The sequence below is a fragment of the Pseudomonas sp. JAI115 genome, assembly GCF_014200835.1.
Classification (GTDB): domain Bacteria; phylum Pseudomonadota; class Gammaproteobacteria; order Pseudomonadales; family Pseudomonadaceae; genus Aquipseudomonas; species Aquipseudomonas putida_A.
In genome coordinates, this window is the sequence record NZ_JACHCY010000001.1 from 400,450 (window position 1) to 417,963 (window position 17,514).

Below are 17,514 nucleotides of genomic sequence, written 5' to 3' on the forward strand. Positions count from 1 at the left end.
TTCCCCCTTAAACTGCTGAGATTGATCACGGAGATCACTATGAGCTTATTACTTTCCCCGTTTTACTCTGACTTCGAATCCGAAGAAGAGGCAGAGAGCTACGATCGCTGGTTTCGTGCCAAGGTACAGGAGGCACTTGATGACCCCAGCCCTGGCATTCCCCATGATGAAGCTATGGCAATGCTTGACCAGATGCTGGAAGAGATGCGCAGGAAGCGCCGCGCTGCTGCTTGAATGGAGCGATCAAGCTCTGAACGATCTGGCTGACATTATCGATCACGTTGAACAGTACAACTCCAACGCTTCAGTGGCTCTACAGCACAAGGTTGGTGCAGCAACGCAAAGGCTTTCATCAATCCCCTATGGTTACCGGGCCGGTCGAGTGCCAGGCACTCGGGAAATGGTGGTCAATCCGAACTATCTGCTGGTCTATCGAGTGAACGGGCGCATCAAAATACTGACGTTAGTCCACACCCGACGACAATACCCACGAACCTCATCAACATAAAAAAAGGGCGGCCAAAAGGCCGCCCGAAGCGTACTACACGAGAGTCTTTTACAACGTCAGCTGCCCGCGTTCCTCCTCAGTCAACTGCTGCTTCGCCTGTTCATCCAGTGCCCCCGCTCCCAGCACCTGCACCGGGCTGTTCGGGTTGTAGCCGGTCGCCGGCGCACGACTGGCACCATCACGGCTCGGCGCCAGTTGTTCGTTGCCGAAGCTCAGCACCTGCACGGTGAACACCGACGCCTGGTTCTGCCGCGCTGCTGCTTGCTGCTGACGCGCCACGTCCTCAGCGGCCTGGGTTGCCGAAGATGCCGCCGAACTGGCCGAGGTGATCGCCCCGGTGTTCACCGCAGCCACCACCGGTACGCCACTGGTCTTGCCTTGCACGGCGATGTTGGCAGCGTTGACCACGGTCAGCGCAGCGATGTTGACGTTGCCCGACACGCGAATCCCCGCCTCGCCAGCGTCGATGGTGCCCAGCGGCGCGATCAGGTCGATGTCTCCCGGCGCCACTTCGGCAATCGGGTTAAGGGTGGCGATACCCGCACCGGTGCTCGGCACCGAAGGCGACAGGGTTACATTGCCCCAAGTGTCGTAAACCCGTTTCGGCGGGGTGTAGACCACAGTGGTTTTCGAGCCGCGACCGGCGTTGATGTCGCCCTCGGCCGACCAACCAAGGATCGAGCCGCCGAAGGTGGTCATGATCCGGCTCTGCCCCAGCAGAATGCTGCCCTGCGAGTAGAGCTGAATGTTGCCCGAGCCCTGGGTGATGATCCCGGCGGTGGACGGTGGCGCCGCGCCTTCGATGCCGAACACCTGACCACCACCCGGTGTGAGCATCTGGATATCGCCGCCGAACAGCGTCTTGACCCCGGCACCACCGTAGAGCGTGATGTCGCCGTCGTAACGCAGCGGATTGCCCGCCACATCGGTGCTCGGGAACAGTGCGGCAATGGCGTTGCGACCGCGCAGATAACTGCCTTTGCGCGGACCGTCAGCGTCGTTGTATTCCAGGCCGCCGGCGCGCAGTTCGGCGAAGTACACCTGGCGCGCAAAGATCGCCTGCTCGGCACTTGGCAGCGCGGTATAGAACGCCTGTGCCTGCTGTGCGTTGCCGCTGAAACCGTAGCCGAGCGTCAGCCAGCTCTGCAACTCGTCGAGGTAGGTCTTGACCACTTTGCCCGGCTGGCCGTTGAGAGAGGCATTCGGGTCAGCAAGGTTCTGCGGATTCAGGTAACGGGCGATGAACTTTGTGTAATCCGGCCCCTGCGCGCCTGCGCCCGCCTGCAATACCACGCTGGCACCAGGCCGCGAATCCCCGGCCACTATCGAGCCGAGACTGGTGATGCTGGCGCGGTTTTCCATCAGGATGTTGCGCCCGGCATTGATATCCAGCGTTCCAGGTCCGGCGATATCGAAGCTGCTGTAGAGAATGTCGCGGCCCGCCGAGACGCGCGATACATCTCGCAGGTCATTGTGGACGAACAGGTTGCCGGTGGAAAAAATGTCCTCCTTGCCGCTACTCATTTCCACTGTCGGCACGGCCGCAGGCTGCCCCAGGGCAGTGCCAGAGGCAACGATGTCGCGTCCGGCGATCATCCACACAGGCCCCGCCGCTTCGTACCAGGTGCGTCTGGAAGTGGAAAAGCTCAACGTTTCGCCACTGCGAATGCCCACCAGGTCCCCCGTCAGCGCATAGAATCGCGCCGGCCCCTGTACGTCGTTCGATCCCGAGTAGCTGTTGGGACCATAGGCAAACAGCGGATATCGCACGTTGCCATCTGCCGCCACGCCATCGTCGCTGTAGTTGGTGCGCAGCGGTTTTCCGGCGTTGCTGTTGGTGTAAGCATTGAATGCCGGGTTGAACGGGGTAGCCACGGCCATCGGGCTGGCCCCCGACTGGTTGATCGCATAGCCACCGGCGTAGATAGAGTCACCTGCCAGCAGTTCAAGCTGCCCCGACTTCGACGGCGCCAGAAGCAGTGAGTAACCTTGCAGCGGGTAGTTGTTTACGCCAATGAATGTCGCGGATGGCCCTGCATAAACGGACCCTTGGCCCGCCACCGCGCGCAGAATCGATGGGTAGACAAATCGGCCGTCGGTAGGCGAGGTATTGCGGCCCGTGATCAGGCCGTTGGATGTACTGAATTCTGCTATCTGTGTGCCCGGCGTCAGGTTCCCGCCAGCCGAGAACAGATCGATTGCCGTGTGGTCAGTCCACAATGAAAAGCCACTGAGGATACCGCCCTGCTCAACGCTTGCGTCGGCCGCCATGATCGGGCTGGCATTCATCAGACTCACTCGCCCAGGATCCGCGGCACCGCCCAACACCAGATCACCGCGGCTGCTCAGGCTCATGCCCGAGTCACCCGGAATCAGCACCACGCCTCCGGAAGCACTACCGGTGGTCGAGGTAAACGGATCAAGTGCGCGGGTTTCCCGAAGATCATTGAACACGGCGCCGGCGCCGTACTGCAGGTTGATGCCGCCGAGTGCTCCACCCGTCATGTGTGCCGCGCCGCGCAGGTTGATCAGCGCGCCCTGCAGATCATGATTCGGTTGGCCGAAGCCGGTTTCTCCGGCTCGCGCTTGCAGCGAAGGGTTGAGCGTGCCGCCGATACGAATGTCCATGTCACCACCACCGGTCATCTGCACACTGCCATCGCTGGCGACTCGACCGGTGCTGCCTACCGCGACGATCAGCCCCTGACCACGAGGGTAGTTAACGGCATCGCCTACCGGTTTGAGCATGCCGGCATCACCACCAGCCCGCAGGCTGATATTGCCACCGCCCAAGGTACCGAAACCGGTGAAACCCACCAGGTAGGGTTCAGTGTTGATCACCCGATCTGAGTTCATTTGGGTGGAATAACTGCCGAAGTTGATCCACCAGGCCGTGGGCACATCCGGGTTTCCCGTGCCTTGACGCCACAGCCAGTTGCCCACTGCCACACTGGCCATCTGCTCGCGGAACCCGCTCGCTGTCGATTGGGCTTTCGTCCCGACCGAATCACCGGAAACCGAGCCACCGGCATTGATTGTCAGGTTGCCCCCCATCTGCGGATACCAGGCCTGATAGAGGCTGTCGCTGCCGCCGTCGACCCATTTTTCATAAGCGGCACCGGCCGTACCCAACACCGAATCGTTATCCGAAAGATGCCCGCGCGGCTGGTTATAGAGCGGGTCGATATTCGCTGATTGGGTGCCGGCGGTGTACACGCCGAACGGTGAATCCATGCTCAGATTGCCGGCGGCGATCAGGTCGAGATCACCCGTGCCGGTGCGCAGAACACTGAACATCTGCATATGAGCCTTGGCCGTTTTCCCGGGATTGTTGCCGATGCACAGTTCCGGCTGCAGATCACAAATGAATTGGGCCTCCTCGGGAACCGGTTCGTAGTCCGGCCCCATTCCACTGCCTGGCGCCCAGACCCAACGGGCCATGGGTACGCACAAGTCGGCAATCTGCTGGCAGTACTCGAGCATGTCATCAGGGACCGGCTCGTAGGGCGTAAAGAAGGGATTATCCGGAGCCCAGACCAGCTTGCCCGCCGCCGTGGTGATGTTGACGCCGTAATGACTGTCCGCCAGCCGCAGATTGCCTTCCGGGGTCAGCGGTTTGACCGCACGACTATCGGCCGCAGCCAGATCTGCACCGGCGACCACGCGCATCGACCACGACGCACTGCCCGATGGCAGCATGCTGGCCAGCGCCCAGTTCTTGCCCTGTTGTGTGCCGTTGAACGGCCGCAACTCGATCAGCGAAGTGCCTTCGGCGAGCTTCACATCGGTCATCGACGGAATCAGCGAACCGCGCAACAAGGCCAGCTCGCCCTTTAATTTCACCCCGGAGGAGGTCGTCAGATCTGCATCGTAAACGCTGGGTAACGGCACACCCTTGGGCCAGTTCATCGCGTGCAGGGCGGTGGCCTTGTTCAAGCGAATGCCGGCCCCCAGGCGTGTGTCGGCAGGCAACGTCACGCTGTCGCTGAGCAGCGTACCGGCGGCATACAGCAGATGACCGTTGCTGTCGTGAATCGCCCCCGCCAACACCGTGCCGGCGCTGAAGGTATACGCCTCGTTCAGCACAGCTTGAGTCGGCAGCAACGTGCCACTGGCCAGAACCGCTGGTTGAATCATCACGTCGTAATTGAGTGTCGCCCCCAGCGGAAACTGCGTGCCCTCGGCCAGCGTCACTCCACTGCCCGGCACGATCAGATCGCCGCCGAACGGCTGTACACCGGCAATCAGTTTCCAGCCGGCATCGTCCTGGGTTTCCGGTGGCGGCGCGAAGCCGTCGTTGATGCTGCCGTAAATGTCGAGGTTGCCACCGGCACGAATGACCAGGCTGCCCGCTTCCCCGGAACCATATACGGAGGGGTTCAACTGCGTGTGCGGATTGAGACTGGCGTAGCGATAACCGGACAAATCCAAATCGCCCTCCACCACCAGATCACCGTCAGCCGTCTTGCTGGCGATCTCCACACCAGGTCGCAAGTGGAACGCATCGGCATACGTGGCGTTATTCAACCCGGCGAGTTTGCGTTGCAGCAGATCATTGTTGCCCAGTGCGGCGTTGATAAAGTCAGTGCTGTCGCCGTGAATGCGTTCGAGCATGGCTTGATCGATGATTTGATACGGCCGGCCACTGACTGCCTGATCGACACCCTCGCGGGCATCGGTATAGCGGCGCAAACCGTTGAGGCCGATGGAGCGTGCACCCTGAATGGTCAACGCACCGCTGGCGTCGATGGCGATGTCATTGCTGCCCAGACGCGGCGCGTTCAGCTCCAGCGTGCCGTGCAGCATTCCATCGTGTTGTCCGGCAAGGAAACCGGGCACGGCATCGGTGCCGTGGCGCAGATCGATGCGCGCGCCGCTGCCCAGCGTGAGCAAGCCATCACCGGAACTCAGTTCGACCGTGGCGCGGTTCGGCGCATCGATGATCTTGCCGTAGCTGTCGACCCGCAGCACGCGACCATGGGCATCGAGCACGCTGCTGCCAGTCAGCGTCAGGCCATTTTTCGCCGACAGACGAATGCTGCCGACTCGTTCGCCGCTGGCATCGATCAGACCGGTCGCCGTCAGGCTGCCATTGTCCACCGACACATTGATCTCACCAGCCTTGAGACCGTCGCCGATCACCAGATTGCCTTGCTTGAGTTGCAGGCTGCGGCTGCCGTACACCTGCCCGGCGTTCAGACGCTGATTGAGCGCGGCGAATTGCTCGGTGGCGTCACCTCCCAGGCGCTGCGCGCGAATGTCCACGCCACCGGCTTTGTACGGCACCAACGTGCCCCCGGCGTCGTAGTAACCGCTGCTGCCGCCGACAATCTCGCCTTGCAGATCGACCATCCCGGCCGCATCGGCCAGCGCGACGACGCTGAGGTTACCGGCCTGATTGTTCTTCGCCGACAGGTCGATCCGCGAGCCCGCAGCCTGACGGATATTGCCGTTGGCGCTGTACAGCGAGACATCGCCGCCCCAGCTGTATTTGCTGACATCGTTGAACGGCAAGGTACGTCCGGCCAAGTCCAGCACCGCACCATTGCCCAGCGTCAAATCGCCCTCGGACTTGACGGTCAGCTTGCCGCTGGCCAAGGCGATACGGCTGTCGAGCACGACATCGCGGGCTTCAAGGTTCAACTCCGCCCCCAAGGCATTGGCCACCCCGGCAGCCCCGGCGCCGCTGAGCGTCAGGCTGTTGCCGGCCTTGAGCAGGCTGACCGATGCCGCCTCACCGGTGAGCAACGGCGTGCGCAGGTTCAGATTGCCGCCACTGTAGCGGTAACCCTTGAGCGGATCGTAGGCGCCCTGCTCCTGATAGACCGCCAGGCTGCCCTTGTGATTGGCGGTGATGCGCTCGCTGGCGCTGAGGTTGACGTTGGCAAAACCCAGTGCCAGACGATTGTTCTGATCCAGTCCGCTGGTCTGAGGCATCGGGCCGTAACCCAGCTCGATCCGCTGGGCCTGAATGTCCAGCGTACCGCTGCCCGTACCGGCGCCACCGGTAATGACGCTGCCGGCGCTTTGAGTAGCGCCGTTCCAGATCAGGTTGGCGGTACGGATACTCGCCACGTCGCTGGCGTTGCCCAGACCGTAGATCGCCGGAGTGACCAGCACCAGGTTCTGCAATTTGCTTTGGCCGGTCTGCGGATCGATTGTGTCGAGGCTGACGCTGCCGTAGAAATTGAAGGCATCGCGGGTGGTCAGGCTCAGGGTTTCCAGGGCCGGCGCGGCAAACTGCGTATCACCGCGCAGCAAGCGGTCGAGTACGTTCTGGTTGAGCGTGAGGCCGGCGGGCACGCGGCTGCCTGCCGCTGCAAGTGCTTCGGTGCTGCCGGCATTGACCGAGCCGACCGACAGTGCGAGATGACGGGTGCCGAAACGCACCGCCTCACCGAGTTCAAACTGGTTATCCGTGGCGGCAGTGATGCTTCCGTTCGAATACAGCAGGGCCGGATTGTTGCACGCACTCGCTGCGCAAGTGCCGATCCGGATGCTGCCCGCGCCGCTGATGCCGCTGGCCGCTTCCGGCGCCAGCACATTGGTCCAGCCGTTGGAAACGACCAACAGGCTGGAACCTTTCGGCTCATAAACGTAACCGGCCAGCGAGTCGTAGGCCACGTTGCCACGCCCCAACGTATTGATCCCGCCTCCCGCCTCGACCGTGATGCCGCCAAGCGTTGACGTGGTACGCAGCAAAACCTGCGGCGCAGACAGAATCGCCCCTTCACGCAAGACAATACTTTCACTCGCGCCCAGGAAGCCGATGATGTTAGCGGTCGTGTTGTACAAGACATTCGGCATCGCACCGATGGTCAGCCGCCCCGCGTTGAGGCTGTTGAGCGTGTCGACGTACAGCGACACACCGTTGAAACCCGGTGTCGATGCACGGCCCGCACCCAGTATCTCGAAGCTGCTCCCGGCGTTGCCGCCACGTACCACCGCTGTGCCGGCCATGCCGCCCTCGGCAGCCTCGAACAGCGTGCGCCCGTTGAACTGCAAAGCGATGTCTTGCTTGCCGCCGGAGGCCAGGCGCAGATCCAGTGTCTTGCCGTCCATGGGTGCCAGCGCACGCGGCACACCGCGCCGGGCGGCGTCGCTCTGGATGAATTGAGAGAAACCGGTTTCGTTGTACTGCGAGTAACGACGCAACACATCGGCTGACGTGAGAATCAACTGACTGGCCAGGCTGTCACGCAGGCCGGTATTGGCAATCGACATCTGCCCGCTGCTGGTCCATGAACCATTGCGCAGTGGCAACGCCCCCGTTGTCACGCCGGGTGCTGCCTGACCGTTTACCTCAACCCGGAACGCACCAGGCATCAGGGCAAACGTTGACGGCAACAGTGTGTAAGTACCCGCCGCCAACCCCGGCACACCGGCGCCAATAGTGATCTGCTGGCCAATGCGCGGATCGCCCGCACCCGCTTCGGCCAGCATCGGCGCGTAGCTGCTCTGGTTGCCGGGCACGATGGCATACACCGGGTTGCTCGCCAGCCCCGGCAGGCTGAAGGTGCCGTCAGTCGCAGTGCGCACCAGTGGGTTGAAACGTGCATCGGTGGAACCACCACGACCGGAGACGAAACCGGCACCACGCAGGTCTCCACCGCCGGATAGGTCGATGACCGCGCCGCTCTGCACATCCGCATACTGCGTGCCGATCGAAACGCCTGATGTTTCGCCAGTGATGCCGCTGAGCACCACGGATTTGCCGTTATAGCGATAGTCGATACCGTCCGTGGTGCCGCCGTACGGCATGACCAGGCCAGCGCCGCTGACCGAGGTCAAGCTGCCCGGCAAGAGGCGAACCTCGTGAGTGGTGCTGAGCAAATCGTCACCCAATACGATCTTGCCCAGCGGTGCACGCAAGACACCGCCCTGTTCGATGTACGCGGCGGAAAAAATCAGCTTTCCGAATGCCGAGTACGGCACCGCAGTCGGTGCCGCGCCGTGGCCGCTGATCCGCAAGGTGTGTTCGGAAACCGGGACGGCGCCCTGATAACCGGCACGCACCTCAGCCTGAATGCCGGTGGCGGGATAGATCTGCGCCGCACCGAGGTTCAAGTCGCCCGGCGTCCACAGCCTGGTTTTCTCCGCACCATCATTCGGCGCGAGGAAGCGCAGGTCGCCGCTACTGTCGAGGCTCACCAGACCGAAAGCCCGACGGCTGTATTCAACGGCCGGCGCCTGCCGTTGCAGGATCGAACCCTGAGTCCCGAAGGACAGGCCATTGCTCACATCCAACAGGTTCGCGGAGGCATTGAACGTTGCATCGGACGATCGGGCCGTCGGGCCAGGGAGCAACCGTGGGCGCATCATGTTGAAGCCGGCGAAGTAGGTGCCCACACCCGACAGGCGCAGGTACGGAGCACTCAAGTCGATCCGTGCCGTGCCTTTGGAATTCTCGGCGAGAGACAGCGCTGCGGCGAAGAGACTGAGGCTTTGATTCATGCGCAGATTGACGTCACCGTCAAACGACAACAGACCGTTGCTCAGCAGGCTGAGATTGTCGAAACCGCCCGTCATCAAGCCATCGGCACTCAGACGGGCTTGACCGTAACGCAAGCCATCGGCGCCTTCGCCGGGTTGCAGGTTCGCGGGCAGCAGCTCGTTTTCTGCCGCTTGACCAATGATCATTTCCCTCGGCGAGCGCACCGCGTTGCTCGCCGAATCGGAATACAACGGCGTCTCCAGCGCCAGTTCCAGACGACCACCGGCCGCCCCGACGCCACCCGCCGCCGCACGCAAGTTGCCTTCAACGAAAAGACCGTTATAGGAACTCAAACTGATGCGCCCGCCGTCCGTTGCGATACGAGTCGGGCCTTGACCGGCGATATCCAGAACGGCCTCGGTGCCCGAGGCATCCAGCCGCGCGCCCGGACGTACAATCACGTAGGCATCGGCAGCCGTGGCGGTTGCCAGCTTCGCATCGATCTCGCCGCCGATGATGAGGCTGCCGCCCTTGCCGACCTGCCCGTAAGTGCGGCCCAGGGTGTCGGTCGCCGTATTCGCACGCCCGGCGACATCCAGCACGGCCTGCTCGCCGATCCAGATCGAGCGGTCATGTGCGCTCGGATCAGCCGTTTGAATCGAAGTGGCCGGCTGGATCGAGCCGAATTGTTGCTGACGAATATCGATCGTGCCGCCCCACGCATTCAGTTCACCATCGACGGTGATCTGCCCGGCACCACGCAGCTTGATGCTCTGCCCCGGGTCGACACTGATGCGCGAGCCACGGCCCAGGGTCAGCGAGCTGTTGGCTGCGTCTATCAGCCCGACCAGCGTCGCGCCACCTTGCAAGGTCAGGCTGGCGCCGGCGCGTTGGGTCAGCACGCCCTTGGTCGGGTTTTCCTGGAACAGCGTCGGTGACCACAGTTCCAGCGCCGTTCGCGGATCGGCGCCACTGACCTGGTTGGGTGCCGCATCACCGAAACGGTACACCGGCAGGGTCACATCAATCGCGGCGCCTTCGGCAACGTCGAGCCCGTTGAGACCGATCAGGTTGTAGGCGGAGAACCCCTTGCCGAACAGGTCAGTGGACAGTTGCAGGGTATTGTCTGCCAGGGCTTTATCCGTCTGGCCGACGAGAATCCTGTTGGCCTGCACCGAAAAGGTGCCGCCGCCCGTGACGCCGTAACCGCGCAGTTCGCCATTGAGGTTCAGATGCGATGTGCCCGGCGCGGAAATGGCGCTGGACTCCAGCGTCAGATCACCGCCCTTGCCGCCCCGGGTCTTGCCATTGGCGAGTATGGCGCCACCGGAAGAAACGTCGAGCAGGCTGCCGGCAGCGACGTCGATATCACCGCTGCTGCGGATCGATATCAGGCCACCGTTCAGATACGCGAGGCTGGCGTTATCGTCCGGGTTGGTGCGCAGGTTGCTCCACAGCCCTCGGGTGTCGAGATGCACGCCCTCGGCGATGCGGGTTTGCGTGGTTTTTTCGGGCTTCGCCGCCAGGCGCGTGTCGGTGTTTGCGCCACCATTGAACTGATTGAGTACGTTGCCCAGACGCAGACTGCCACCGCGAGTGGTCAGGTCGGCGCCGATCTGCACATCCGGGGAATACAGGGTGATGTCGCCACCGTTATCGACCGTCAGCGCACCGTCAACGGCGATCTGATCCTTGGCCGAAACCTTGAGTGCACCGAGGCGGAATCCGTTGAGCTGATCGTTATCGAGATACAGCTTGCCCTTGCGGGCATCGGACACCACGCCGGTCAAGTCCGGATCGTTGCCGGCGAGCGGACGCGCGCCGCCAATCTGCACCTGGTCCAGCGTCGGATTGAGGGTGTAGAGCAGGCCATTCGACGCCGCGACGAAGGTCGGGTCGTAACTGCCGACGATCAACTGCGCACGCCGGGCCAACGCGCTCTGGCTCTGCTGATAGCCATCGAGCACCGGTTTCGGCGCCTGATTCTGCCGTTCGCCCTGATACACCTCGCCGATCATTTGCCCGTCGAGTACGGCGTTGGCCGTGGCGATCACCAGTTGCCCGGCATCGCGGCCCACGGTGTAACCCGACTCGAAACGCGAGCGCGGGGCAATCAGCGGGTTGTAGTAATAACTGGTCTGGCCCCAGCGTTGGCTGCTGTCTTCATAGCCTTTGTACAGGCCGGTGTAGAGCAGGTCCCCCGGCGCGCGCGACACTTCATACAGCTTGCCGTCGGCGCCACGCAGCCAGCTCTGGCGGATCTCGCCGCTCTGCACATCCAGGGTGCCGCCGGACAGGTTGATCAACGAACCTTTTTCCGTGACCACGTCGTTGCCGGCAAAACTCACCGTGCCGCCCTGAGCCATCCATTCGCCGACGCTGTGGCCCTGAGTGCCGAGATAACCACCGACTTCCAACAGGCCACCGGCGGTGTACCAGCGATCCGTGGCGTAGCCGTTGGTGCCGGCCGGCACGTACACCAGATCGCGCACATCGACCCAGATGTCATTGCTGTTGAGCGCGCCTTTCTCGCGGTTGACCGAGGCATCGCGCTGCTCGTTGCCTTGCACGTTGATCTTGATGCTGTTGTTTTCCATTGCCACTTTGACGCCGAGGGAACCGGATACATCGATCATTGCGCCGTCGCGCACCAGGCTGCGGCGTTGTGCATTGACCGCGACCTGGCCGCCGGTGGCCAGGGTGATCGAGCCGTTCTGGAACTCGACACTGCCGCCGCTCTGAATCTCGACGCGTGACTGATCGCCACGGATCCGGTTGTTGGCCGTGACGCCCGTCAGCGCGGCCTGATGCTGGCTGTCGAGGGCGGTCAGGTCACTGCTGTCGAGCATGATGGCCGTGGCACTGCCCTGTCCCAGCGTCACGCTGTCGTTAGCATCGGTGCTCGGGTTGGAGAGGTGAATCGTGCCCCGCGTCGCCACTGACGTGCTGGCGAGCAATACACCGTTCTGCACCACCTCATGACCGGTCAGGGTGATGTCGCCGGTGGCGGACTGGATCAAGCCGTTGTTGGTGACATTGCCCGCCACGGCACCGGCCTTGAAACCGGGGATGACTTCGTTGCCGAAGGTGGTGGACAGCGCATTGCCCTCGGTGCCCGAGCCCTTGCGGATATAGAAACGGTCACCGGCGGCGAGCACGGTCTGGCCCTTGGCGGTACTGATGCTGCCGTCGTTCTGCACGTCGTTGCCGAGCAGCAAGGCATAACCCCCGGCAGCGGTGGACGATGCCGGCTTGTGGGTGTCGATGGAGGCACCGCGTTCCACCAACACCTTGCCGGCGGCATCGGTGAACGTCGGCTGGGTGCCGGTGCTGTCGAAATACAGACCCCGATCACGGAACTGGATATCGGTGATGTTGGCGGCAGCGGCCACCAGGTTGCGCACGTTGACCTGGCTGCTGCCGCTGAACACGATGCCATTGCGGTTGATCAGCATCACCGTGCCGTCGGCTTTGATCTGGCCCTGAATCTGGCTGGCCCGGGCATTCGGATCGTTGACCCGGTTGAGCACCGCCCAGTTCGACTGCTGGGCGAATTCAACGGTGGTGTTGCGGCCGACGTTGAAGGTTTCCCAGTTGAGGATCGCCTTGTCGGCGGTCTGCTCGATTGTCACTGTGGTTTTGCCATCGACCTGGGTCTGCTGCGGGCCCTTCGCGTTCTGCCAGCCTTGAGTCAGGCTGTTGTCGACCTTCAAGCCACCCTCGCCCAGGCCGTCCGGCACGAACTGCACCGTGCCCAACGCAGCAGCGCGTCCGGCCGCCTGCGCCGCCTGCTGCGCAGCAATCGCGGCAACCGTGTTGTTCAAAGTCTGAATCGAGCGCTGCAACTGCGCATTGGCTTTTTGCTGCTGGGCCAATGGCGGTGTCATCCCCGGCAGCCCACCCACGCTCGGACGCGCCGCTGCGGCCTGCTGCGCCGCACCCTTGGCGGCAAACCAGCTAGAACTGAACGCCGTCTGCGCTTGCGCGCTACCCGCCACCAGACATAACGCCACCGCGTGCGCCAATGGCTTGAGCAGCCACAGCGCCGGCTCCACGGCATCACGCTGGAAGGACTGAACGTGGGTACGACGACGGGATGGGCGAGCGAGCATCACTACGAGATCCTTTTTTGATTGCCACATATGGCCGCAGGCGCGCAAAAACCTGCTGTTACGACATAGGCCGTTGGCGGAGGGCGCGACCGAACGGATGTCACACAAACTTCATGTTCGGCGTGTATTCGAGCCAAAAAAAATGACGGCAACCCGAAGGTTGCCGTCATCGGTGTTACGACCGCGCGAGCTTACAAAGGACGACCGATAGCGTTGCAGACGCTGGCGTTGTTGATGTCCAGGTTGTTGCCCGAAGTGTTGGTGATGAAGTTGGCGGTCACAGCGGTTTTCCAGGCATTAGGCACGGCGACGAACTTGTGGGCCTGGGTCGCAGTGTTGTTGCCCGGGTTGCTGTAGTGCTGAGTCAGGAAGGCTTTGACGGCCGCAGCCACGGTTGCATCCTTGTAGCACTGACCGAAGATGAAGTTGGTGTAGGCAGCCAGTTTGTAGCCCGAAGCCGGGTTAGCAACCACTGGCGACCACTTGGACGGATCGGCAGCATCGATAGCATTCGCCGGAGGATTGACCGACGACAGCGCCAGCGTCACGTTGAGCGCAGTCGGCTGAACACCGTTAATGCGAGCAACAACAGCGTTGCTGGTGGCATCGACGCCGTCCGGACCTACATAACCGATGGAACCGTCAACCGCGTTCACGGCAGTGGCAACTTCGGAAGTGTTGGCGACGCCGACCCAGTTCGAAGGCAGAGCGATGCCGCCGATACGAGCGCTGGTGAAGGTGGAGTTGGTCGCAAACTGAGTCGGGCAGACCGAGTTCAGGTGACGAGTCAGGATTTCCGAAGTGCCGCTGGAAACGTTGCGATAAACAACGCGGATCGTGGTCGCGTCGGAAGTACCCAGCAGAGCACCCCAGGTGGTTTTCTGGCCCGAGAACACTTCGCACAGCTGAGCGCTGGTCAGGTTCAGCGCGGTCTGGCCGGCTTTTTTGTACGGGATGGCAACCGAAGTGGCCACCGACGGCAGTTGAATCAACGGGCCGTACGAAGCGTTGTAAGTGTTCTTGTAGGTGCTGAGTTCCGAAGCGTTGAGGATCGAGTCGCTACCGGCGAAATGCACGGTGCCGGTGGTGCTGAAACCGGCCGGGTTGTTGGTCAGGAAAGCGGTCTTGCCGGCACCGCTGCCCACGGCGGCGTAGCTGAAGTTGGCTGGCAGGATGCTGTCGGCCGAACCTTTGTACAGAGCGGCTGGCAGAGTGGCGCCACCACCGGTAACGGCCATGGCTTGAGCGGAAGCCAGGGCGGCGACGGTCAGGGAAGCGGCGATCAGAGTGCGCTTGAACATGAAGAATCTCCTTTTCAACGATGGTTGTGAACACAGGTTTTCAGGGGTCTTGCATGACACTGGGAAGACTCACCGCTGACCTTCGCAAGCGGGGTCCGTGGTTAAGTCGCACTGAGAAATTCGCATCTTGCGGTGACAGATAAAGGAAAAAACCTCGGGAGCTGCGCGCTGATTTTCCGACGGTTTTCTCGGGTGTTTGCGGGGGATTGCGAGGGGTCTGGATCGTGGGTTTGGCTGAAACTGGCTGCAGCCGTTGCGGGGTGGTTGCAGATGACAGAAAGGAGAACCCGAGGATGGGGGGAATCAGGGTCGGGTGAGTATCAGGCTGAAGGGAAAATATTTGAATTTTTTGCTGTTTCGGCCGGCGTCATCGCGAGCAGGCTCACTCCTACAAATTGAAATGCATTACACCTGTAGGAGTGAGCCTGCTCGCGATGACGCCAGACCAGACACCCGAAAAATCACCTACTGCACCAACTGGTTGATCTCAATGATCGGCAACAACACCGCCATCACAATCACCAGCACCACCCCGCCCATCACCACAATCATCAGCGGTTCGAGCAATGCGGTCATGCCCATCGCCCGCCGTTCGATATCGCGGGACAGGGTCTGCGCCGCACGTTCGAGCATCGGCGGCAGTGCGCCGGTTTTCTCGCCGCTGGCGATCAGGTGAATCAGCACCGGCGGAAACACGTTTTCCACCCGCAACGCCGCCGCGAGGTTCACCCCTTCGCGAACCTTGGCCGTGGCGTCGCTGACACTCAGACTCAGGCGATCATTCGATAGCGTCTGCCGCGCCGCCTCCAACGCGCGCAACAACGGCACCCCGGCACCGCCGAGAATCGCCAGGGTCGAGGCGAAACGTGCGGTGTTCAGGCCCAACACGAACCGTCCGATCAGCGGCAATTTCAGCACCCGATGATGCCAACTCAAACGTGCCGCCGGATTGCGCAGATACAGGCGCCAGCTCCAGAACGCCCCTGCCATGATCGCCGCACACAACCAGCCCCACGCCCGAATGAAATCGCTGGCGGTGAGCATCGCCAAGGTCAACCCCGGCAAGTCCTGCCGCGCCTGGGAAAACGCACTGACCACCTGCGGCACCACGTAACTCAGCAGAAAAATCACAATGCCGATCGACACCAGCCCGACCACACCCGGATAGATAAACGCGGTGAGGATCTTGCCGCGCAGGTTATTGCGCTCCTCGATGTAGTCCGCCAGCCGCTCCATCACCTGCGCCAGATCGCCGGACTCCTCCCCCGCAGCGATCAACGCGCGGTAGATCTCCGGAAAATCCCGTGGCCGCGCGGCCAGTGACTCGGCCAGACGCATGCCGCTGCGCACGTCGGCGCGGACCGCGCTGAGGGTGTGGGCGATGTGTTTTTTCTCGGCCTGCTCCACTGTCGCGCTGAGCGCCGCTTCCAACGGCAGGCTGGCACCGAGCAGGCTCGCCAGTTGGCGGGTGGCCCAGGCCAGATCGTTGTCCGACATACGCGCACTGAACAGACCTCCGCCGCCATGCTGGGCGACGTTGCTTTCCTTGTGCACCGACAACGCGGTCAAACCACGGCTGCGCAACACGCCGAACGCCGCGCCCTGGCTGTCCGCCTCCAGGTGCCCGGACTCGATCTTGCCGGTAGCGTCGGCGGCTTCAAAACGATAGCGATTCATCAGGCGTCTCGGGTCACACGAAGGATTTCTTCAGGCGCGGTGGCGCCGCTGCGAATCCAGCGCTCGCCGTCCTCGCGCAGGCTGAACATCCCGGCCTTGGCCGCTGCCGCACGCAAGGCCTGCTCCCCTGCCCCTTGGTGAATCAGGGTGCGGATGTCGTCGTCGATGCAGAACAATTCGTGGATGCCGGTACGGCCGCTGTAGCCGGTGTGATTGCAGGCGGCGCAGCCCACCGGGCGCCAGGTTCCCGGAGCTGCCGGGTCTTGCTGTTTGCACTGATTGCACAGCCGGCGCACCAGCCGTTGCGCCAGAACGCCGAGCATCGACGACGCCAGTAGAAACGGCTCGACACCCATGTCGATCAAGCGGTTGACCGCCGACACCGCGTCGTTGGTGTGCAGCGTCGCCAGCACCAGGTGACCGGTGAGCGACGCCTGCACGGCGATTTGTGCGGTTTCCAGATCGCGGATTTCGCCGATCATGATGATGTCCGGGTCCTGGCGCAGAATCGCCCGCAATGCCAGGGCGAAGGTCATGTCGATCTTGGCGTTGACCTGAATCTGGCTGATCCCCGGCAGGTCGTATTCCACCGGGTCTTCGACGGTGAGGATGTTGCTGGTGCTGGCATCCAGTCGCGCCAGCGCCGCATAGAGGCTGGTGGTCTTGCCGCTGCCGGTGGGACCGGTGACCAGCACGATGCCGTGGGGCTGGCGGATCAGGTGATCGAGTTTGGCCAGCACCTGCGCGTCCATGCCCAACGTTTCCAGATGCAGGCGCCCGGCCTGTTTGTCGAGCAAGCGCATCACCACCCGCTCGCCATGGCCGGTGGGCACGGTTGAGACACGAATATCGATCGGCCGACCGGCTACGCGCAGCGCGATACGACCGTCCTGCGGCAAGCGTTTTTCGGCGATGTCGAGCTGGGCCATGATCTTGATCCGCGACACCAGCGCGCCGTGCAGCGCCTTGCGCGGCGAAACCACGTCACGCAGGGTGCCATCGACCCGGTAGCGCACCACCGAATGGGTTTCGAACGGTTCGATGTGAATGTCGCTGGCCTCATCGCGGGCGGCCTGGGTCAGCAAGGCGTTGATCATGCGGATCACCGGCGCGCCGTCCTGAGTGTCGAGCAGATCGGTGATTTCCGGCATGTCCTGCATCAGCCGGTCGAGATCGACTTCGTTTTCTGCTGCGCCAACCACAGCGGCGGCACTGCCGGTGTCGGCATAGGCCGTGGCGAGCAGGCCATCGAGCTCGTCGTCGCGCACGCGCTTGAGCGAAGTCTCACCGAACTGCCGCCGCACCTCACTGATCGACCAGCCGGGCGTCGATGGACACACCGTCAGCACCCCGTCGCACAACAGAATGCGCTGAGCCTTGGCCCAGGCGTAGGGCAGTGAACTCATCTCATAACCTCCCCAACTCTCGGGTCTGAACATGTTTTTGTGGTGAGGGGATTTATCCCCTCACCACAGGTTTACT

The 17,514-nt window shown here is 62.5% G+C and carries 6 protein-coding genes; 2 read left to right on the forward strand and 4 right to left on the reverse strand.

Features of this window, described 5'->3' with window-relative positions; translation table 11 throughout:
• Positions 1 to 39: 39 nt before the first annotated feature.
• Entirely contained in the window at positions 40 to 234 is a 195-nt protein-coding gene (locus HDC30_RS01735) for a stability determinant (protein WP_095136765.1), read from the forward strand.
• The gene (locus HDC30_RS01740; RefSeq protein ID WP_183781301.1) at positions 167 to 508 is read left to right on the forward strand and encodes a type II toxin-antitoxin system RelE/ParE family toxin; all 342 of its coding nucleotides are present in this window, start codon (positions 167 to 169) and stop codon (positions 506 to 508) included. The genes HDC30_RS01735 and HDC30_RS01740 overlap by 68 nt, the downstream gene beginning before the upstream one ends.
• A gap of 48 nt (positions 509 to 556) precedes the next feature.
• Here the strand turns inward: HDC30_RS01740 and HDC30_RS01745 are convergent, their stop codons facing one another.
• The 4 genes from HDC30_RS01745 to gspE form a co-directional block, all read right to left on the reverse strand.
• Positions 557 to 13,054, reverse strand: a complete 12,498-nt coding sequence (locus tag HDC30_RS01745) for a filamentous haemagglutinin family protein (RefSeq protein ID WP_183780289.1) — start codon at positions 13,052 to 13,054, stop codon at positions 557 to 559.
• Positions 13,055 to 13,245: 191 nt separating this feature from the next.
• On the reverse strand, positions 13,246 to 14,355 hold the full coding sequence (locus HDC30_RS01750) for a substrate-binding domain-containing protein (RefSeq protein WP_027613652.1): 1,110 nt from the start codon (positions 14,353 to 14,355) through the stop codon (positions 13,246 to 13,248).
• 465 nt (positions 14,356 to 14,820) lie between these two features.
• Positions 14,821 to 16,032, reverse strand: coding sequence for a type II secretion system inner membrane protein GspF (gene gspF, locus HDC30_RS01755; protein WP_027613651.1), 1,212 nt, complete (start codon positions 16,030 to 16,032; stop codon positions 14,821 to 14,823).
• Positions 16,032 to 17,438 (reverse strand): type II secretion system ATPase GspE, encoded by a 1,407-nt coding sequence (gspE, locus tag HDC30_RS01760; RefSeq protein ID WP_097087206.1) that lies wholly within the window; start codon positions 17,436 to 17,438, stop codon positions 16,032 to 16,034. Before gspE ends, gspF begins: the two co-directional genes overlap by 1 nt.
• Positions 17,439 to 17,514 lie beyond the last annotated feature (76 nt).